The organism is Serratia sp. 2C06 (assembly GCF_050037615.1).
Classification (GTDB): domain Bacteria; phylum Pseudomonadota; class Gammaproteobacteria; order Enterobacterales; family Enterobacteriaceae; genus Serratia; species Serratia ureilytica.
This window is the reverse complement of the sequence record NZ_CP188299.1, coordinates 621,813-639,562: the sequence shown is the minus strand read 5'-3', so window position 1 is coordinate 639,562 and position 17,750 is coordinate 621,813. Positions and strand designations below refer to the sequence as shown.

The window sequence follows — 17,750 nt, the reverse complement described above, 5'->3', positions numbered from 1 at the left end:
GGCGTTATCGACGATCAGGAGGCAAGGGGGCGGGATGGCGCTCTTTGCGGTGCGGGCCGTCGTTTGCCAACGGGCGGTCATCGGCCAATGCCAGGCGTGCGGCCGCCAAACGGCTCATGACGGTGCCGATCGGCACCGCCAGCACTTTTGCGGCTTCCCGGTAAGACAGCCCTTCGACATACACCAGAAACAGCGCGTTGCGCTGGGCCGTCGGCAGCCGGCTGACGCGCCGCATCACTTCATGGAGCCAGACCGGCTGTTCGCCGTTGTCCGCATCGCCCAGCTCTTCCGCCGCCATGCAGCCTTGCCCCTGGCGAAGATGTTGGGCGCGAATTTCATTGAGCCAAATAGAGTGCAAGATGGAAAACAGCCAGCGATCCAGGTGTGAACCGGGGGTGAATTGCGCGGCGCGCTCCAGCGCACGCAGGCAGGTGGCCTGCACCAGATCGTCGGCGACATCCCGCCGGTGCGAGAGCACCAGCGCATAGCGCCACAGGCGGGAGAGATAGTGGCCGAGTTCATCGCGTATCGCATCGCCGCTGATAGTCACCTCCGCAGGCGCGTCAGATCACGATTCCGGGTGGCGGTCGATGGCCGCCGCCAAATCGCGGTACTCCTCGCACCCGGTGCCGCACAGCGACTGGATCACCTGCAGCTGTTGGCGAGCCAGATCGGGTCGGCCTTTCAGCATATAGGCTTCCCCCAGGTACTCGCGCACTTTGGGGTATTTCGGATCGAGGGCTACTGATTTTAAATAATAGCCGATCCCCTCATCGGTGCGGCCAAGTTTGCGCATGGCGTAGCCACGATAGTTCAGCGCAACGGCGGTGTTGGGATTTTTCAACGTATTGAGCATATCGAGCGCTTCCTGATAACGGCCGCTTTTCGCCAGTACATAGGCGTAGTTAGTGCGGTCGGCGTCGTCGACCTTGCCGCTTTTATCTACCATGCAAGTCTGAGTTTTGCTGTCGTAGACCTGGCCTTTCGGACAGGTTGGCGGGGTTTGGCCGCTGCCGTCGCCGCCCATCGCCAGCGCCGCGCCGGACAACAGCAGGCAGCCGGCAATGGCCGATGCCAGCAGGCGTTTAATGAAGCTGTTCATGGTTATGTCCTCAAGGCAGAGGCGCCGTGCGCGCCCGTAATGAGATAACACCTGAACGAGCGGGTTTATTCGCCTTGTCTCCGCTTATTTTTGCCGGCGGCAAGCGGGTTTTCCCAACGGCGCCGATTGTCGTTATAATAGCCGTTTGCGGCCGCGTGCCGTTCGTTGAACCCAGACAGACTCAGGTAGCCAGTAACTCAGCATGACGAAAGACAACCACGCCCCAACCTACGCCGCCAATCGTTTCTCCATCGCGCCGATGCTCGATAGGATTGATACACTATAAAAATCAATTAAATAAAAGTTTATGGGGTGCTATAGGTGACCCGGCACCCCGCGCCGACTTACGAATTAACCTGCTTGAACTCTTCCCTCCCTGCTGCCGTGCGTTGATCAAGGTAATCTGCCAAATCCTTCACATACACCAGGCGCGGGGCTTTGTTCGAGTTTACCGCCCGGAAGCTTGGGATAGGCAGCTTGCCAGCGTTAGCACGCTTGTTGGCTAACTCGATTGAGATGCCAAGGTATTTCTCCGCGATTTTCTCCAGAGGAATATCTGAGGTCTCAAACTCAGCCATCAGCAAAAACATTCTGTTCACTTTGTCACCTCCACCTTACCGGCCCCGGCCAGCAGTCCGTCGTTATACGCCTTCTTAACCCAGTGCAACAACACATCGGTGGCCACACACCCGCAATCTACATCGATCGGTACTGTCTGCCCCTGCAGCCAGGTGTCAAAATCTGGCGCGCTAGCGCTGTCATTAATCACGATCCCGCGGCTGCGGCCGTATCTGATAGTCAGCGCCCCTTTACGCTCTAAAGCCTTCAGGTGCAGAGCAATCGAATTGGCAGAGGCACACCCTATGGCGTCGGCGATCTCTCTTTTTGTAGGTGCTGATCCATTCTCGCGTTTAAACTGGCGAATAAAGGCCAGCACCTGCGCTTGACGTTCGGTCAACTTATGCATGTTCCACCTCCTTGGTGCTGCGTCGCCGAGCTTTCCTCGTTTTCTTCATTGGCGTTATCTTTGGAGTCATCACCTGCGGTCTCTCCGGTGGCAGCTGGTGGACGCCATTACTGATCCTGCAGTTACTGCGCATGTTCCATATTATCCAGGCAGTCCAATCGCAACCGTCATCAACGGATACCGTAGATCGCACTAATACGTCATTCAAATCAGCCATTTCACCCATTGACTGCCTCCTTCTTAAAGCCAGCGGCAAGGACACTGCGCGCAATAGCGGCAGGCTCCGCATCATCTAACTCAAAATCCTCCCCGACGACAGCTTTCATTAACTCGTTTTGCAGGACGCTATCGTAATTGCGCGGCCAGAAATCGAGCGGCATGCCGAAAGACTCGCAGTAGAAAAACGTATCGATAGTGATCCGCGCCGCTTCCTCTGCTGTGCGCTCAGGCTGACGATAGCCCGCCTCCCAGATGGCATCAGTTATCTCAGACGGATCGCCTTTGGCTGACCTGATGATCTGAACCAGGCTAAAAATGTTGGCATCCGTCATCGCGCCATCTCCTGCAGAACAACCTTGTATGCCTTCAACACCGCCGCAGAGCGGCCAGACAGCACGGTTTTCATGAAGAAAAAACCGCTGTGGTACGCGCTGACGCTGGTCAAAAACAGCGCCGTATCAACGACGCGGTTATGCCGGCGGAACTCAAACACGGTGCTGGTCAGCGTGATGCTGGCGGTGGCGCCGTGGTCTTGGTAGTCGATTTTCACCAGATAAACCTCCCGATCAGCTCGGCTGTGCCGAGGAATGAAAAGAATCCCGCCGCCAGTCCCAGCCCTGTCAGGCTTGATAAAAACAGCGTGAACATAATCAATTCGAACACCTTTTTCATTGGCTCGACCCTTGGTAGTCTTCTTGCTTGAAGCGGATCGGCATCACGACAAACTGAGGGTTGCCGAACAGCGTGCAAACTGCTTTGTCGAACAACAGTCGGCATGCAGTCGCTTCGCCGGATGGTGCTAGCTTCACCGATACCATCTTGCTGTCACGTCCGAACATCTTGGCCGGATAGGACATGTATTCACCCTGCACCGGCGGGATCACGCTTTCGTCAACGGTGGTGGGAATTACGCGACCCAAGTCTGGATAGCGCGCATCCAGCAGCCTGATAACCGTGAAGCCTATACGCAGGCCGTGGGCATCACGGTGGACGGCCAGCGGCTCTTTGTTGAATACCAGCTCCGTCGTCTCAGCTTTGGCCGGCACCGCGCCGTCGAACTTCACGATGATGTCCTTACGGGTCTTGATGCCGTGCTCCATGCGCAGGGCTACATGGCCGTTGGTTGCCTCGATGTATTTCGGGGTGATATGCACCCCTTCGAGGTAGTAACGCGGGTCATGTTTAGCCACGCAAACCAGCGCAGCGCGGAGTAAGCGGGTTGGGAAAATCATTGCTTTGCCTCCGGTTCAATGTTGATAATTTCGGCGCCAATCAGCATGTCTTTCAGCCACTCATCACCGCGCAAGTCGTCGTCTTTACATTCAAGATTGCCGAGGTGGATCACTGCCATTTCGTCGCTCTCACCCGTTTCGTCATTAAAAAACGGAATGGTTTCCAGCTTCTCGTATGCAAAATCGACGGCGCATTCGATAACGCTGAGCCCGTTGGTATTGCAGCCAACAACAACATCCATTGTGGTACGGTACTCCCACTGCCCAAAGGTCAGGCGGACAGTCTGATCGGCCATGCGGCCGCACAGCGTGTAGTTCGGGTCGTAGTTCATCACCTGGTTCTGAGTACCGATCATTGCTTGGCCTCCACAGCGGCTTTGTTGGCCTCAGTGACCTTCAGCGTGAAGCCGCCAAAGTCTGGGTGCTGCCAGCGTTTGCGCTTACCCGTCGGCGCTGCGGACTCATCGATCAGGGTGAAGACCGCATCAGCGAATGAGGCGTGATGGATCAGCAGGTGTCCACGCTCTCCATTGGTAAGCTTGGTCGGCAGGTTGGCGTAACTTGCCAGGCGCCGGCATGCTGCGTCGGAGATGCCAAAGGCCCACATCAGATCGATTACCGGAGAGAATTCAGGGGCAGGCTGTGAGGCCACTGGTTCCGCGGAGACAGTCGATACCTGCGCCGCTGCTTCGGGTGATGCTGTTGGCAGAGCCTGAGCGGCAAACACCTGTGTGCTGGAAAGCTCCATCACGGCTTTCATCGTCGCCGACGCGGTGGCCTCTGCTAAGACGCGGGCGACCGACAGAATGTGATCGGATGCGGAGATCGACTGCGGGGCCGGTGCCGGAGCTGCAAGGCGTGGTTGCGACAGCTCAACCTTCATCGCCTGCCATTGCTTTACCAGCGCCAGGCGCCTATGCACGTCATAACCGGCAACGAGAGTTGTTGACAGGGTTTCATCAAGCCAAATCTCATCAATGACAGTGCGTCCGTTATATTCTTTATATACGATTAAAAATCCTTTAAATTCATCATCGTGTAAATCTGTACCGTCGATTCCAAGTTGTTCCAACATGGTTTTAATGTCGCGAACGACCTGTTTGTGTTCTTTATCTACAGCGTTGGCGATGCCACGGCTGCCCATCAGTGGCTGACCGTTTACTACCTTCATTTGCTTTTCCATTATTTCGTCGCCTTCTTTAAGTTGATCCCAATGTGTTTTGCGTGCCGGCGCATACTCCGGTTCAGTGGCATCTGGATATTGCCGTCGGCCGTTCTGTACTCCGCCACTGACTTCTGCACGTTTCCGTATTCCCAAGCCTGCTGCCGGGTCAGCCTGTGCCCCTGCGCCATCGTCATGCCGCACATGCCTTGGCACGTTTTACTGCCGCTTTTCTTCGCCATTGCTACGCCTCCTCGTTGGTGGTCTTGATATGGGACTCGAGCGCCTCACGCTGCGCTTGTTCTTCCATTAACCAGACCGTTACATTGCCGGTAAGCCTTGCCAGCAGTGAGGCTAGCGCTGTGACTTCGCCGCTTTCAAGCTGGTCTGGATAGCTTTCAATTAGTCGGCAAACGATCTCGGATTGATGTGCCCGCTCAGCTGCCTGCTCTAAAGTGATTTCTTGGCTCATGGTTAACTCACCCATTTCTCTGTGATGTCGCTGATGACACCGATAATTTCCGCCTGAAGTTGGCGTTCATCGCTGTTGGCAGTCAGCGCCATAGCTGCTTCTGCAAGGATGTGGATCTTTGCCATGTCATTCGCCAGGGCTAAATGCTCCGGAACCCTCAGTTCATTTGCTGCCATCACTGGTTGCTCTTTCATTTGGCCTCCCACAGCTGAGCCGCTGGTGCACCGTTGTTGAAGGTGCGGATCGACTCAGGCACACCATCCAGCAGGGTGACCATCGCGCAGACCATCGTGCGCTCCACTTTGTCGGTATCGTCGTTGCAGGACTCCAGCCACAGATTGAGGATCTGCTGCGCCTGCTCTACGCGACACTGGGCATCGATTAGTTGCATGGTTTTCATCACGCCACCACCTGCAGCAGTTGGCTGTTTGGGTTATGGAGCTTGTAGGCCACTGCGTCGATGAAGGCTTCCTCCATCACAGACTTGCCGAGCGGCGTGAGGCGGCTGCGGTCTTTGCTCAGCATTGCGTCGTAGGACTTGGCGATCTGCTCCTGGCCGCAGGCGATACCGAATTCCGCGCGAACCATGTTCTCGATGAACTCCTGCATCAGTGTTTCGATGCATTCCTGGGTAAGGTCAACGCGTACCACTTTCTTTTTCGAAATGACCACGTCTGACCATTTACCGCCGAAATGGCGCTGGCAAAAATCCAGATAGGCGAGGGCGATACGCCGACGATTTAAAGCAATATTGTTAATCCACTGAGTCATCGTTAATTACCTGTTATCTGTTTTCCGGCGTAGGGATGCCCTAGCCGGACGGCCATATTTAAAAGTTTCTGTGACTGATTAATTAATAGGGCTTGCGGCTAAATAGTTCGTCGCGTGTTCGCTGGCAGTTATCTATCCACTTTTTATAATCCCGATCCCAATTATCAATCGCACGTTTCTTGGCAATCAGTCGCAAGATTCGACGTTTGGCGCGTTCACGACAACGAATATAACCATCAGTCAACTCTCCAAGTGACCAGGCGTTTACCTCTTCGTTAAACGTGCTAGGCTCTCTGATTCGTAATTGTTGGCGATTATAAACTTGTGCTGCCGTTACGCGTGCTAAACAATCAATAGCAGCGCTGCGGCTCAGATAGCGCTTATGAACACCGTGGCGATAAACAACATAAATGGTTGCTTGGGTTTTTGTTATGGCATCTTCAATGCCACCATGGTCGGGCAGGTAGTTCTCGCCCATTTTTGCATAATCGATTTTGTTCATTAGCATTTTATTCTTCCTCCGGTGGCTTTACCGTCCAGCCAGCTCTTTCGGCTAACTCAATAAACGTGCCGAGTGTTGCCGTAAATTCCTCTGGTGAGTGAGGGCGAGAAGCCTTTAATTCACCGTTCTCAATATAAACCGTCAGGCGGCCGCTAAAGTCTGGTGTAACGTTAATGATGACTTCATTCAGCAATGCCTTTGATGCTTGGCGCGTGAGAGTGCTCATTATTTAGCCCCCCCCTGAGATAATTCTTTTTTCATCAGAGATTCTGCGCGGTCTTTGTTAATTCCGGTTAGTAGGTTTAGCTCGTTCAATAGTGAGTTAAACCGGCCAGCAACCTGAATGTCGGCTTCACGAACACCAGCAGCAAGAAGTTTTAAGTACAGCTCATGCAGCTGCATAACGTAACGATTAACGTGGCTGGTGGTCTGGGCCAGGTACTGGATGGCCGTTTCAGGCTCGCCGTTTGGGAACTCAGTGGCCTGAAAATCATCCGGCTCCTTGTAAAGGATTCCCTCTTTGTCATGCAGAAGCGATCCCTTTGCGGCGCGCGCTTGCTCTTGGGGTTTTACGTTAGCTGGCAACATATTCGAACCCTTCAATTTTTTTTGTGCGGTACTCATGAGTGAAGGCATATTCGCCGGTTTCTTTATTTGAATATGCGCAAATAAAGTACCCACTTCGCTCTCCAACATCCGGCATCGGTGGTTCGCATTTCAACCCATAAGCTTCCTTTGCCATATGCATGCAAAGCTTCCAAGGCCATGAGGTTAAGTCACTCTTAATTAAACGCTGCGCTCTTTGAAGCTTTTTACGATCAACCAATACAGGCTTGGTTGATTTTTTCTCTTCGGGCATGGTATGTTTCATATCAGCCTCTTTAAATTTTTACGGGTTTGTTGGGGTTAGGCTCTGGCGATTGATTGGCGTCGCCGCCAGAGCCGAATACACGGCTATATTTCTCAATGCTTCGAATGATATGCTTCGCTTCTTCACAGGCTAAATTAAAGTCAGTAAAAAAATCGACCAGCAAGAAATAATTACCCATCCGCTTATAAAGCACATATTCAAATGTTTCACCCCAGCATGTAATTAGAATATATTCCTTACCTTTCTGCGTTGGGTGGGGCTGATACACATAAGACAATCCACGACCACATTCCTTGAGCTTTTTGTGGATATCAAAATGCTGCTTAGGTGCTTCGAGAGTGGTTTGGGATGGTGATTGGATGCTCATCTCACTGACTCCGTTGTATGTCGATGAGATAATAATACCCAGAGTACTAGTATTTGCAATACTAAAGTGAAAGGAATTATATAACTAAAGGTATTAATGATTGAAATTGAAGTGAATTTATCAGAAAAAAACCGGGTTGCCCCGGCCTAATTGGTTACACGAAACGGTATTTTGCTTCCACAACCACCCCGATAATTTTGCAATTACCGTTTATCGGAGTCAGTGGATACATAGGGTTTAACGGCTTTAAGAACCTCTGCCCACCATCTTCAACATACTTTTTGAATGTGGCTTCGTTAGTATCCTCTATTTTAGCAACAACCAAACTTCCGTTTTTGGGGGATTTTCCTGTATCAACAAGTATTATCATCCCTTCTGGGATGCTGATTCCTACTGGCGATGTCATTGAATCACCTTGCACTTTTAACCAGAAGCCGCCACCTTCGATATGCGCGTCAGAGCTAATCCATTCATCTATGTCTTTCATGGCATATGGCTCAAGGGCTTCCGACCAACATCCAGCGCTGACCCAACTAATCAAAGGGTAGGAGGGGTTGCTATCGTTACCTCCTAAGAACTTTACGTTCTCAGCATAACTATGCATTAACCCGACCTCTTTGGCTAAAGAGGGGCTAAAATCTTCGATCTGAACATCCAGCGTTTTTGCAAACATCATGGCAGCACTGATGTTCAGTGCGTTTCGGCCATTCAGATAATGCCCTACAGCGCTCTGGGTTATGTTCATTGCATCAGCAATGTGCTGTTGAGTTATACCCAACCTTTTCTTTTTCGACTCATACAAAGCCTTAAGGCGCTCCGCGTCTTTCAGCTGTTCTGTCGTCAGGCGGCTTTGGTTTTTCATATCTGAATTTTAATACCTTTAGTTTGAAAAAGTCTCCTATTGATAGTACTATTATTTTTAGTACTTTTAATACTAATTGGTGGCTGACATGGTGACGTTCACGCTAAAAGACTATGTGTCTGAAATTGGGCAAGTAAAAGCTGGCAAGAACTTGGGTGTAACTCAGATCGCAATCAGCAAGGCCCTCCGTTCGGGCAGAAATATTTTTGTTCAGGTTTCTGATAGAGGGGTTGCTGCATTTGAAGCGAAGAATTTTCCAGCAAAATCAAAGGACAACCTAAACCATTCTGATTCTGTTGTTGGCATTGTTCTCAGTCAGTGAGGTGTGACATGCCAATTGCACAACCGTTATTTGGCAACCAGGAGCACTGTGATGCTTATGCCTAACCCCCTCAAAACCATCATGCCGGCAGTTTACTGCCAGGCGGAGGAATGGCGATGACCAACCAACGACCGACGGTCACACCAGACCCGCGTTATTTCCAAACGCTCCTGCCAGGCGGCATTGGTTATGACCCGGTGGCCGGTGTGTACGTGCTGATAGCTCGGCGGCAACACCAATGACCGACGAGGTCATCGCTCTGGATAGGCAGTATCGCGATCCGCGCGGAGTGGTGGTTCACGTCACCGGTTATGACCAGGCTAAGCAGCAGGTATTTTTCACAAGACCGAACTACGAGCACGAATGCATGCAGCCGGTTTGGAAGTTTCAACAGTATTTCGAGAGGCTCGACGAATGAAAGCTTATTTCGATGAAAACGCGAACTTGGTCATTGAGCCCAAGAACAACACAGAGTCAGCGGCACTGATGATGTGGCGCGAGATAAACGAATCAGATGATCGATCTATCTATGAGTTTTTCTCTGGAGAAAAGCTTTCGTTGAAGGTCATCGACGGTAACGCAAATAGTAACGCTGCCAGCGTTACAAATATCGATTCGGAGTAACGTTCTATGGCTAATTCATGGCTGCGATTATGGCATGACATGCCAAACGACCCGAAGTGGCGAACCATCGCTCGAATTTCGAAGCAGCCTATCGCCTTGGTTCAGGCCGTTTACATTCACCTGCTAGTTAGCGCGTCACAGAATGTCACGCGAGGTCACGCAGATGTCACGACAGAAGATTTAGCAAGTGCGCTAGATGTTAGTGACGAAGATATCGAAGCGATTCGGAACGCTATGCAAGGTCGTGTTCTTGAAGGTGAGCATATCTCTGGTTGGGGTGCCCGTCAGGTAAGGCGTGAAGACCAGGGTAGCGAAGAAACTGGTGCAAAATCAGCAAGACAGCGTAAGCGAGAGCAACGAGAGCGCGAGAAAGAAAAAGGCGGCTTCGATGATTGTCACGCTCGGTCACACAATGTCACGACAGATAAAGATAAAGAAGAGATAAAGAATAGAGAAGAACTAAAAGACAAAACCAATACGTCCGATTCGAATCGAACTGCCGACGAAAACGCCTCTCACGACCAAGAACCGCCTGCACCCGAAAATCCTGATTCGGAGTCTGGCGAGCTGGCTGGTGGCGCAGGCAAGGCCGACCCCGTCGAAACCGCCTTCGAGGAAATCTTCTGGGGGGCAGGGCTGCGCAAGGATGCCAAGGTCAAGGCCAAGAACGCCTTCCGAACCAAATTCACGGCCTGGAAGAAAACCACCCGGGGCAGCGCCGACGAGTTCGCCCAGATGCTGGCCGACGACATCCGGCTGCGGGTGCAGGCAAAAACTTTCGGTTTCGACAAGCTGCTGCCGACCTCGTACCTGAACGGCGAACGCTGGAACGACGAGAAACCACAGGTTGCTGCACAGCCTGGCGCCGCCGGGGCGAGACCGTTGGTTCAGCAGGGCGCCAACCAGGTGTTCGTCGATTACGACGCGCTGAGGGCGGGAGGTCGCTAACCGTGAAGATTCAGCTCAAAAAAATTCTGATCGCAGGGTTTTGCCACGGTCTGTTGCCGATGGCGTTTGTGGACTGGTGTTTTATTCGATTCAAGCTTGGGAGCGTGTGATGAATGCGGCTGAACTGTCGGAAAAGCTTTGGGGCAACGCTGAGCGCGTTGTGAAATATCTGTTGCCCAACGGGCACCGCGAGGCTCATGAGTGGTGTTGCGGGAGTATCAACGGCGAAGCCGGCAAGAGCCTCAAGGTCAATCTGGCGGGCAAAAACGTTTGGTCTGATTTCGCCTCCGGCGACAGCGGCGACCTGCTGGATCTCTGGGTGCTGGTGCGCAACTGCTCATTGCATGAAGCTATGCGCGAGGCCAAGGAAATGCTGGGGCTGAAGGACAATGACCAGCACTTTCAGGCCAAGAAAAAAAGCTTCTCCAAACCCAAGAAGCAGGGCGTGAAAAAAGGCGATGCACACCTGGAATACCTTGCCGGGCGGGGTATAACCAAAGAAACCGCCGAAGCGTTCAAGGTGAGCAACGCGGTGGTCTGGTTCGCTGATGAAGGCCGGGAACTACCGGCGATCGCCTTCCCATACCTTCGCGACGGAGAGTTGCTGCAGGTGAAGCGGATCAGCACCGAACGCCCTAACGGCAAAAAAATCATCATGGCCGAGGCCGACTGCGAACCATGCCTGTTCGGCTGGCAAGCTCTGCCCAAAGATACGCGCGTCGTGGTGCTGTGCGAAGGCGAGATCGACTGCATGTCGTATGCTCACTACGGCTTCCCTGTGCTGTCTGTGCCTTTCGGCGGTGGCAAGGGCGCGAAGCAGCAGTGGATCGAGTACGAATATCACAACATGGATCGCTTTGATGAGATTTGGCTCAGCCTCGATAACGACGAGGTGGGCATGGAAGCCGCGAAAGAGATTGCCCGCCGTCTTGGCACTCACCGTTGCCGGTTAGTCTCGCTGCCTCACAAAGACATCAACGAATGCCTGGTGGCCGGCATGACTCAGGACGAAGTGTTTCGCTGCCTGGAGACGGCCGCTTACTTCGATCCCGATGAACTTTGCTCTGCGTCGGAGTTCCTGCAGGACACCATCGACACATTCGAGCGTCGCGACGAGGGTATGTTTATCAGTCCGTGGCCGCGCCTGAACGGCAACTTCAAGTTTCGTGAATCGGAATTCTCGATCATCAACGGCATCAACAACCACGGTAAAACCGAGATGGCAGGGCATATCGCCGTCTGCGCAATGGCTCAGGGTATCCGAGCCTGTATCGCTTCGTTGGAGTTGAAGCCAGGTAAGCTGCTTGCGCGTCTTGTGCGCCAAGTCATCTGCAATAAGCGCCCCCAGCGTGGAGAAATTCAGCATGTGTTCGAGTGGTTCGACGATAAGCTGTGGATTTTCAACCTCACGGGAACGGCGAAGGCTGACCGTCTGCTGGAGATTTTTGTCTACGCTCGCCGGCGGTATGGCATCGACTTGTTCGTTATCGACAACCTCGCCAAGTGCGGATTCTCTGAGGAGGATGCCACCGGACAGAAAGACTTCATCGACAAACTGTGCGATTTCAAGAACGCCAACAACTGTCACGTGATTTTGGTGACCCACAGCCGCAAGGTGGATGAGAACGTGCCCACCGGCAAGATGGATGTCAAGGGCACCGGCGCCATCACCGACATGGCCGACAACCTGTTCTCTGTCTGGCGCAACATCCCGCGCGAGACTGCTCAGCAAAAGCAGGATGATCCGAGCGCGCCCGAACTCACGGACAAAGACAGGGCGGCATTGGCATTGCCAGGCACACTTATTCGCCTGTTGAAACAGCGCGAGGGGGAAGGGTGGGTCGGCGACATTGGCGCGTTTTTAGAGCCACGGTCTCACCAATTTTTAGAAAACGAAAAAGGCAGTCCATGGAACTACCTCGTAGCGCGCGAGCAAGCTGAAGTGGACATGGACTGGGAAATGCAGAACGTAACGAGGGCTTGCTGATGCAAAACGAAATTGATTATTGGAAAAAACGCACTTACGAAGCTGAAGGAGCCTTGGCGGAAAAGGAATCTGCTGAATTTGCACATCCTGACGCCGGTAACCCAGAACATCGCTCGCTGTTCACCATCCCGGAGCCGCAGTATGGCACCGCGTTGGCTATTAGCAAGCCACTGCCACAGCAACGGGTAATCACAGGTCACAAGCAGACGGATGCTTATTTGTGGGTTCTGGAAGTTATCCGTACGAATGAACCGGCGCACCTACAGGCGGCCGAAGATGCGTTGAATAAGCTGAAAATTACCCCGAAGCAGGCTCAGGAGCGTTACAGCAATTATCTGATGCAATCGGGCGCCCACGCATTCCAGATTGCCCTTGCCACTATGTCAATGGATAACCCAGCCGGTTACATCCAAGGTGCGAAAAAGGCAATCGAGGAGGCTAGTAATGTTCGCGCAGCCTTCGGTAGCTATGAGTCTGCACTAGAGAACACGCCGGCCGAGGATTTGATGCTGGCCGGTGATATGGGGGAAGTTTACTCGGCTTGTTGGGGATGGACGGAGGAGGAGCTGTCTGAAGGCTATGTTCACGGCGAGCGCTGTAATGAACTGGATAGCCAGCGCAAGGCAATATCGAAAGGCTTTGCTGGACAACTTCCTGAGCCTGCGACGCTTTCTGACGTCGTACGCGAATATCAATACTGGGATTGGTTATACACCCTACGCAACAGGGCCGAGAAGGAACTCGGTTACGAATACGCAGACGGTGGACGAAGCCACATTTATGACCGTGAGTCATACCTGGAGATACTTCTCACAACTATCCGCCCGGTAAGCCGCCAGGAGGCCGTGGACGTATGCCAGTGGGTTCTCGGAGAAGAGCGCTTCGAACTGGGTGGCGGTGCTACGGAGCAGATTATTATGAACTTGGTGGGGGAGTGCAGCTGATGCGCGATATTCAGATGGTATTAGAACGATACGGCGCATGGGCTGCCAATGAAGAGGCTGGCGTTTATTATTCGCCGATCGCTGGTGGATTCAAAGGGCTGCTACCGCCAACGGGAAAGTCTCGGCCGGCGTGCTGCGACGACGACGGATTAATCGTTAATTCGGCGGTGGCGTGCCTGAAGAAAAAAGACCCGTACTTGAGCATGCTACTGGAGTGGTATTACATTTACCGCCTGCCACTGCGCACTATGGCCGTTAAGCTGGGAATATCGCACAACCATGTATCTACCCGCCTTCAGAAGGCGGAGGGGTTTATTGACGGCTGCCTGGCTGCGTTGAACGTCCCGCTCGAAATGGACAGGTACTGCCAGAAAGAAAATATTTATCCGCCTGCATTAAAAAGGGTTGTGTAATTACAAAACAGCAATTATTCTGCTAAGAGTGGTCTCTACGCCACACAGCTTATCATCGGAACCTCGCCAGCAATGGCGGGGTTTTTTTTATTGGTCGTTAACCTGTTGTTTGATTTTTAATCGGCATACTCCTTTTCATAAGTAAAAGGAGGGATAATGTTTAAGGGATGGCTGGCGATTATAATCGTAATGTCTGTAGTGCTGGGGAGCCTAGCTCTTATCAAAAGTGCCAATGCCGTTTGCGAGCATGAATTCATGCACGTGAGTATCTGTAGCTACGTCCCAGATATAGAAATATAAACAAGCCGTTTCTTTTGGAAGTGGCATTTCTTGAAACAAGTTTGGTAATGATGTAGATTCCGCTTGCCGGGGGCGGTAACACTGGTTTTACGCTTCCATCAGTGTTAGCAGCGACCGCTCCCGGCTCCCAGGCCCTTTAGCTCAGTTGGTTAGAGCACGTGACTCATAATCGCTCGGTCGCTGGTTCAAGCCCAGCAAGGGCCACCAAACCGCCATTAGCTCAGCAGGAAGAGCGACGACCATTAAGTTGTAGGTACGGGGTTCGAGGCCTCGATGGCGGACCAATGCGGTCATCGTATAATGGCTATTACCTCAGCCTTCCAAGCTGATGATGTGGATTCGATTTCCACTGGCCGCTCCAAACAAAGCTTTCCAGCCTGCGATGAAGGGTTACCCGGAGCGGCTGGGAAGCACCTCTATTAGTAACGCTCAAGTTGGCGAGAACATTTTCCAACAGATTTTTTCTATATAGTTATCTAAAAACTTGATTTCCTTGTGGATTTAGCGTGATTTTTAGGTATTCTATCTTGACTACGATGAATCCCCCTAGCGGCGGGGCGAAACAGCAAGTGTAGGTCAATGCTTAAAAGACGCGGGTCATGGATGCTGAACAAAGGCTCACCGGGAGGCACCCGGCATCGTAGTCTATCCGTTTGTTGGATATCGAAGAAATGCACCGCTTTCTGACCAGGATAGACGCCCGGGCGTACCAGACTGGGCGCAACAGAAGGGGTTGAGGCTTACCATCCCCGATTCATCAGGGTACAGTCAGCTACAGGAGCTGCAGGATTTATGAAAACAAATTGCAGCCTGAGCCTTTATAAACAAGAATAAGAATAATTAAGGAAATGAATGGGGCCTGGGAGGGAGAAATGCTACTTAGCAAAGAGGAACAGATTTTACTCACATTCATAAGAAATTATCCGCCATTTGTCGCTAGCAAGGATGCGGTTCCTGGGCTTACGCCCAACCGTGTTACTACATTGGTAACGCATTTGCGTAGGAAAAGCCTTCTGGTTTACAAGTCTGGTTTTGGCTTTTTCATAAGTGATGATGCTTTCAGCGATTGGAAAGCTAGTGGCTTTCTAAGGCGTGCTGTTCCACAGAAGATTTATGAGCCTGAGTGCAAGATAGAGTGGGTAGAGTCGAGCGCTGGAAATGGCGTTTTCGAAGAATGTAAACTTAATAGCAAGCTATACCTATTCGATGCAATTTTAAAAAAATCAGAACGTGCTGAATACTTGAGCAAGGCGCTAAGGCATTCATCAGGCAAGCGATAATGTTTATCATTTGATAAATCAACCCCAATTTCAACAAGGCTACGCTCAGGCGTGGCCTTTTTTGTTTCATGAGCGCCAACCGCAAGGCGGGAGGTAAGGATGTCACGAATGCTAATCAGAGCAGCCGATGGAGCCGTGCACACTGGTAGCGCAGTGTCATTCGTCCTCGGCATCATTAATTATTTCTCACAGAGCGAATGGATCATTCTCGGCGTCATCTTCGGCATGTTCTGCTCAGCGTTTGGTATTGCCCTCGGTACTTACTTCCGCTGCCGGCGCGAGCGGCTTCTGCGTGATTGGATAAAAAAACGCACGGAGACGATCGACACGGAAGAGCTTGAAATGCTGGAGCGTGAGTGATGCAGAACAAATCAAAACTCAGCGCTGTAATGTTGGCGCTGATCGCCGCCGGCGCATCGGCCCCGGTGATGATGTCGCAGTTTCAGGAAGAGAAAGAAGGCCAACGCCTGACTGCATACCAGGACGGAGTCGGCATCTGGACAATTTGCGGCGGCGTGACGATGGTCAACGGCCAGAAGGTTGTGAAGGGGCAGCGCCTGACCGCCGAGCAGTGCAAGCAGATTGACGCAGCCGAGCAGAAAAAGGCGCTCAACTGGGTAGACCGCAACGTCAAGGTAACGCTGACCGAGCCGCAGAAAGTCGGTATCGCGTCATTCTGCCCGTGGAACATCGGCCCCGGCAAGTGCTTCACTTCCACCTTTTACAAAAAGTTGAACGCCGGCGACCGCATTGGCGCCTGCCGCGAAATCCGCCGCTGGATATACGACGCTGGCCGAGATTGCCGCATCCGCTCGAATAATTGCTATGGGCAGATAGTACGGCGCGACCAAGAAGCTGAGCTGGCTTGCTGGGGGCTGGATAAATGAGATATCTACCGTCAGCGGTATGTTTCGCAGCGGCCGGTTATCTAGCCGCTCACGGTATTGATGGTTGGGATTGGTTCCTGTTTGTCGGAGTAATTCTGCTATGAGCAATTCTATCGGCACAGTCTTTCTGCTTTTCGGCATAGCGATGGCTCAACTGGCTTTTTACTTTCACGGCAACGCAGTAAAGGCCGGTGAGCAGATTAAGCAGCAGGAAAATACGCTGGCGCAGCAGTCAGGACTGATCTCAACCCTGCAAGCACAAGACCGGAAGAACAGAGCCTTGGCAGCGGAGCAACAACAAAGAGAGCAGCTACTACGCCAGCGCGAGGAAACCTACCAGAGGAAATTGCGAGATGCACTTAAAAGCGACAAATGTGGTAATAGTCCTATGCCTGCCGCTGTTGTTGAACTCCTGCAGCAGAACGCCGCCGGCACCGCAGCAAATCGACCTGTTGCCCCCTGAGTCAGTTTTCACTCCATGCGAGCAGCCAGACCTACAGGGCAACACCTGGGGCGATGCGGTGGGTTACACGCTAGCGCTGCAAACAGCCTTATCAATCTGCTCTGGACAAGTTGAGACGCTCAACGCCTGGCGGGAAGGTATCAGAAAAGGCAATAAGCGTTGCAGTTACCAGCTTCTAAACAATTAATAAAAATCATCAGGGTTGAAATATTTTTATCTGACCCATACCTTACTAGAAACAACACGTGAGGTATGAAAAGATGACTACCCCCTACAAATTAATTGAAGAATATGTATTTATGGTGCCCGGCGTCAGTGGTTCAGTATACGGAAGAATTCTGCAAATGGTCCTTACCAGTGAAGAAAAGCAAAGCAAGGACAAGCATGGATTGACTTATAAAGAGTTTGAATGGGATACAAGCTATCATGATGAAAGCCAATCGAGTCCAGGCTCTCACCATTGTTTTGCTGTTGAGGAAGCACGCTCACAGTTACTCCGATATGTGAAGGCATTCAAGCCAGAAAAGGCCAAGAAAAACGAGAATTACTGACAGCTCATCTACCAACCGGCTTCGGGCGGTTTTTTATTGCCCGTCACAGAGCGGCTCTCCGAGGCTTCTGCGTGATGATGTATAATCCTCCCGAATAGGAGGTCTTCATGCCATACAATCTCGGCAATCTGCCTAAAGAAGAAATGGACAAGGTGAACGTAGACCTTGCGGCGTCAGGTGTGGCGTACAAAGAGCGCATGAACATGCCTATCGTGCCGGCTCAGGTGGAGGCGGAACAGCCTGAACACCTTCGCGAACTCTTCCGCGAGCGCCTGCAGCATTACCGCAGCCAAAGCCACAAGTTCCCAGGGCCAAACGACCCGCGATACCAGCAAATGGCTGACGCTAACGGCAAGAAATGATTGAACCCGCTCCGGCGGGTTTTTTTATGCCTGCGAGCAATGAAAATGCAAAAGGTACTCCCGAGGGGGTACCCCAGCCACGGGGCGGCGACCTCGCGGGAAACGGCAGATTTTTCGATTTTCATGCGTCATCATCATCATG

35 protein-coding genes and 3 tRNA genes are annotated in these 17,750 nt (G+C 52.1%); 17 read left to right on the top strand and 21 right to left on the bottom strand.

All coding sequences use genetic code 11. The features are described from left to right. Positions 1–4: 4 nt before the first annotated feature. The 21 genes from ACP3TA_RS03500 to ACP3TA_RS03400 form a co-directional block, all read right to left on the bottom strand. Positions 5–550, bottom strand: coding sequence for an RNA polymerase sigma factor (locus ACP3TA_RS03500; protein WP_102948099.1), 546 nt, complete (start codon positions 548–550; stop codon positions 5–7). A gap of 18 nt (positions 551–568) precedes the next feature. Next, positions 569–1,102: a tetratricopeptide repeat protein gene (locus tag ACP3TA_RS03495; protein WP_047573523.1), complete on the bottom strand. Its 534-nt coding sequence runs from the start codon at positions 1,100–1,102 to the stop codon at positions 569–571. A 344-nt stretch (positions 1,103–1,446) separates the two neighbouring features. Continuing rightward, positions 1,447–1,692, bottom strand: a complete 246-nt coding sequence (locus tag ACP3TA_RS03490) for a pyocin activator PrtN family protein (protein ID WP_426784642.1) — start codon at positions 1,690–1,692, stop codon at positions 1,447–1,449. Between the two features lie 5 nt (positions 1,693–1,697). Further along, the gene (locus ACP3TA_RS03485; protein WP_426784541.1) at positions 1,698–2,069 is read right to left on the bottom strand and encodes a hypothetical protein; all 372 of its coding nucleotides are present in this window, start codon (positions 2,067–2,069) and stop codon (positions 1,698–1,700) included. A 218-nt stretch (positions 2,070–2,287) separates the two neighbouring features. Continuing rightward, positions 2,288–2,620: a hypothetical protein gene (locus ACP3TA_RS03480; protein WP_426784540.1), complete on the bottom strand. Its 333-nt coding sequence runs from the start codon at positions 2,618–2,620 to the stop codon at positions 2,288–2,290. After that, positions 2,617–2,838, bottom strand: a complete 222-nt coding sequence (locus ACP3TA_RS03475; protein ID WP_426784539.1) for a hypothetical protein — start codon at positions 2,836–2,838, stop codon at positions 2,617–2,619. Before ACP3TA_RS03475 ends, ACP3TA_RS03480 begins: the two co-directional genes overlap by 4 nt. After that, entirely contained in the window at positions 2,835–2,960 is a 126-nt protein-coding gene (locus tag ACP3TA_RS03470) for a sodium:solute symporter (RefSeq protein WP_426784538.1), read from the bottom strand. The genes ACP3TA_RS03475 and ACP3TA_RS03470 overlap by 4 nt, the downstream gene beginning before the upstream one ends. Then, on the bottom strand, positions 2,957–3,520 hold the full coding sequence (locus ACP3TA_RS03465; protein WP_426784537.1) for a hypothetical protein: 564 nt from the start codon (positions 3,518–3,520) through the stop codon (positions 2,957–2,959). The genes ACP3TA_RS03470 and ACP3TA_RS03465 overlap by 4 nt, the downstream gene beginning before the upstream one ends. Then, complete coding sequence (locus ACP3TA_RS03460; RefSeq protein ID WP_426784536.1) at positions 3,517–3,876, bottom strand: DUF5406 family protein; 360 nt, start codon at positions 3,874–3,876, stop codon at positions 3,517–3,519. The genes ACP3TA_RS03465 and ACP3TA_RS03460 overlap by 4 nt, the downstream gene beginning before the upstream one ends. Next, positions 3,873–4,703, bottom strand: coding sequence for a Rha family transcriptional regulator (locus ACP3TA_RS03455; RefSeq protein WP_426784535.1), 831 nt, complete (start codon positions 4,701–4,703; stop codon positions 3,873–3,875). The genes ACP3TA_RS03460 and ACP3TA_RS03455 overlap by 4 nt, the downstream gene beginning before the upstream one ends. Beyond that, positions 4,703–4,924, bottom strand: coding sequence for a hypothetical protein (locus ACP3TA_RS03450; RefSeq protein WP_426784534.1), 222 nt, complete (start codon positions 4,922–4,924; stop codon positions 4,703–4,705). The genes ACP3TA_RS03455 and ACP3TA_RS03450 overlap by 1 nt, the downstream gene beginning before the upstream one ends. 2 nt (positions 4,925–4,926) lie before the next feature. After that, complete coding sequence (locus tag ACP3TA_RS03445; RefSeq protein WP_426784533.1) at positions 4,927–5,154, bottom strand: hypothetical protein; 228 nt, start codon at positions 5,152–5,154, stop codon at positions 4,927–4,929. Positions 5,155–5,156: 2 nt separating this feature from the next. Then, positions 5,157–5,348, bottom strand: a complete 192-nt coding sequence (locus ACP3TA_RS03440; protein ID WP_180547745.1) for a hypothetical protein — start codon at positions 5,346–5,348, stop codon at positions 5,157–5,159. Next, positions 5,345–5,554, bottom strand: a complete 210-nt coding sequence (locus ACP3TA_RS03435; RefSeq protein WP_411262052.1) for a hypothetical protein — start codon at positions 5,552–5,554, stop codon at positions 5,345–5,347. The genes ACP3TA_RS03440 and ACP3TA_RS03435 overlap by 4 nt, the downstream gene beginning before the upstream one ends. Then, the gene (locus ACP3TA_RS03430; RefSeq protein WP_426784532.1) at positions 5,554–5,925 is read right to left on the bottom strand and encodes a hypothetical protein; all 372 of its coding nucleotides are present in this window, start codon (positions 5,923–5,925) and stop codon (positions 5,554–5,556) included. Before ACP3TA_RS03430 ends, ACP3TA_RS03435 begins: the two co-directional genes overlap by 1 nt. Positions 5,926–6,007: 82 nt before the next feature. Next, a complete protein-coding gene (locus ACP3TA_RS03425; protein ID WP_426784531.1) occupies positions 6,008–6,427 on the bottom strand; it encodes a hypothetical protein in 420 nt (139 codons plus the stop codon). Positions 6,428–6,434: 7 nt separating this feature from the next. Then, a complete protein-coding gene (locus ACP3TA_RS03420) occupies positions 6,435–6,653 on the bottom strand; it encodes a hypothetical protein (RefSeq protein ID WP_057523798.1) in 219 nt (72 codons plus the stop codon). Beyond that, a complete protein-coding gene (locus tag ACP3TA_RS03415) occupies positions 6,653–7,015 on the bottom strand; it encodes a hypothetical protein (RefSeq protein WP_426784530.1) in 363 nt (120 codons plus the stop codon). Before ACP3TA_RS03415 ends, ACP3TA_RS03420 begins: the two co-directional genes overlap by 1 nt. Next, on the bottom strand, positions 7,002–7,298 hold the full coding sequence (locus tag ACP3TA_RS03410) for a hypothetical protein (RefSeq protein WP_426784529.1): 297 nt from the start codon (positions 7,296–7,298) through the stop codon (positions 7,002–7,004). Before ACP3TA_RS03410 ends, ACP3TA_RS03415 begins: the two co-directional genes overlap by 14 nt. A gap of 10 nt (positions 7,299–7,308) precedes the next feature. Next, positions 7,309–7,665: a hypothetical protein gene (locus tag ACP3TA_RS03405; protein WP_426784528.1), complete on the bottom strand. Its 357-nt coding sequence runs from the start codon at positions 7,663–7,665 to the stop codon at positions 7,309–7,311. Positions 7,666–7,819: 154 nt separating this feature from the next. After that, positions 7,820–8,527 (bottom strand): LexA family protein, encoded by a 708-nt coding sequence (locus ACP3TA_RS03400; RefSeq protein ID WP_426784527.1) that lies wholly within the window; start codon positions 8,525–8,527, stop codon positions 7,820–7,822. An 88-nt stretch (positions 8,528–8,615) separates the two neighbouring features. Here ACP3TA_RS03400 and ACP3TA_RS03395 point away from each other — a divergent pair, with 88 nt between their 5' ends. The 17 genes from ACP3TA_RS03395 (at position 8,616) to ACP3TA_RS03315 (ending at position 17,608) form a co-directional block, all read left to right on the top strand. After that, positions 8,616–8,849, top strand: a complete 234-nt coding sequence (locus ACP3TA_RS03395) for a Cro/CI family transcriptional regulator (RefSeq protein ID WP_426784526.1) — start codon at positions 8,616–8,618, stop codon at positions 8,847–8,849. Between the two features lie 238 nt (positions 8,850–9,087). Next, entirely contained in the window at positions 9,088–9,267 is a 180-nt protein-coding gene (locus tag ACP3TA_RS03390; protein WP_426784525.1) for a DUF4222 domain-containing protein, read from the top strand. Beyond that, positions 9,264–9,473, top strand: a complete 210-nt coding sequence (locus tag ACP3TA_RS03385) for a hypothetical protein (RefSeq protein ID WP_426784524.1) — start codon at positions 9,264–9,266, stop codon at positions 9,471–9,473. The genes ACP3TA_RS03390 and ACP3TA_RS03385 overlap by 4 nt, the downstream gene beginning before the upstream one ends. Positions 9,474–9,479: 6 nt before the next feature. Further along, positions 9,480–10,421 (top strand): hypothetical protein, encoded by a 942-nt coding sequence (locus ACP3TA_RS03380; RefSeq protein WP_426784523.1) that lies wholly within the window; start codon positions 9,480–9,482, stop codon positions 10,419–10,421. A 109-nt stretch (positions 10,422–10,530) separates the two neighbouring features. Continuing rightward, the gene (locus ACP3TA_RS03375; RefSeq protein WP_426784522.1) at positions 10,531–12,408 is read left to right on the top strand and encodes a toprim domain-containing protein; all 1,878 of its coding nucleotides are present in this window, start codon (positions 10,531–10,533) and stop codon (positions 12,406–12,408) included. Then, a complete protein-coding gene (locus tag ACP3TA_RS03370) occupies positions 12,408–13,352 on the top strand; it encodes a helix-turn-helix domain-containing protein (RefSeq protein ID WP_426784521.1) in 945 nt (314 codons plus the stop codon). The genes ACP3TA_RS03375 and ACP3TA_RS03370 overlap by 1 nt, the downstream gene beginning before the upstream one ends. Next, on the top strand, positions 13,352–13,765 hold the full coding sequence (locus ACP3TA_RS03365; protein WP_426784520.1) for an antiterminator Q family protein: 414 nt from the start codon (positions 13,352–13,354) through the stop codon (positions 13,763–13,765). Before ACP3TA_RS03370 ends, ACP3TA_RS03365 begins: the two co-directional genes overlap by 1 nt. Positions 13,766–14,195: 430 nt before the next feature. Continuing rightward, a tRNA-Ile gene (locus ACP3TA_RS03360) sits at positions 14,196–14,272 on the top strand. 2 nt (positions 14,273–14,274) lie between these two features. Continuing rightward, a tRNA-OTHER gene (locus ACP3TA_RS03355) sits at positions 14,275–14,349 on the top strand. Positions 14,350–14,351: 2 nt separating this feature from the next. Then, positions 14,352–14,426, top strand: a tRNA-Gly gene (locus tag ACP3TA_RS03350). Between the two features lie 511 nt (positions 14,427–14,937). Further along, positions 14,938–15,345: a hypothetical protein gene (locus ACP3TA_RS03345; protein ID WP_211130359.1), complete on the top strand. Its 408-nt coding sequence runs from the start codon at positions 14,938–14,940 to the stop codon at positions 15,343–15,345. 108 nt (positions 15,346–15,453) lie between these two features. Then, entirely contained in the window at positions 15,454–15,705 is a 252-nt protein-coding gene (locus ACP3TA_RS03340; protein ID WP_223182091.1) for a phage holin family protein, read from the top strand. Beyond that, positions 15,705–16,232, top strand: a complete 528-nt coding sequence (locus ACP3TA_RS03335) for a lysozyme (protein WP_426784641.1) — start codon at positions 15,705–15,707, stop codon at positions 16,230–16,232. Before ACP3TA_RS03340 ends, ACP3TA_RS03335 begins: the two co-directional genes overlap by 1 nt. Before the next feature lie 100 nt (positions 16,233–16,332). Beyond that, a complete protein-coding gene (locus ACP3TA_RS03330) occupies positions 16,333–16,695 on the top strand; it encodes a hypothetical protein (protein WP_426784519.1) in 363 nt (120 codons plus the stop codon). Further along, positions 16,586–16,882, top strand: a complete 297-nt coding sequence (lysC, locus tag ACP3TA_RS03325) for an Rz1-like lysis system protein LysC (protein WP_426784518.1) — start codon at positions 16,586–16,588, stop codon at positions 16,880–16,882. Before ACP3TA_RS03330 ends, lysC begins: the two co-directional genes overlap by 110 nt. 73 nt (positions 16,883–16,955) lie before the next feature. Next, a complete protein-coding gene (locus ACP3TA_RS03320) occupies positions 16,956–17,246 on the top strand; it encodes a hypothetical protein (RefSeq protein ID WP_426784517.1) in 291 nt (96 codons plus the stop codon). Positions 17,247–17,353: 107 nt separating this feature from the next. After that, positions 17,354–17,608 (top strand): DNA polymerase III subunit theta, encoded by a 255-nt coding sequence (locus ACP3TA_RS03315; protein ID WP_262825286.1) that lies wholly within the window; start codon positions 17,354–17,356, stop codon positions 17,606–17,608. Positions 17,609–17,750: the final 142 nt, after the last annotated feature.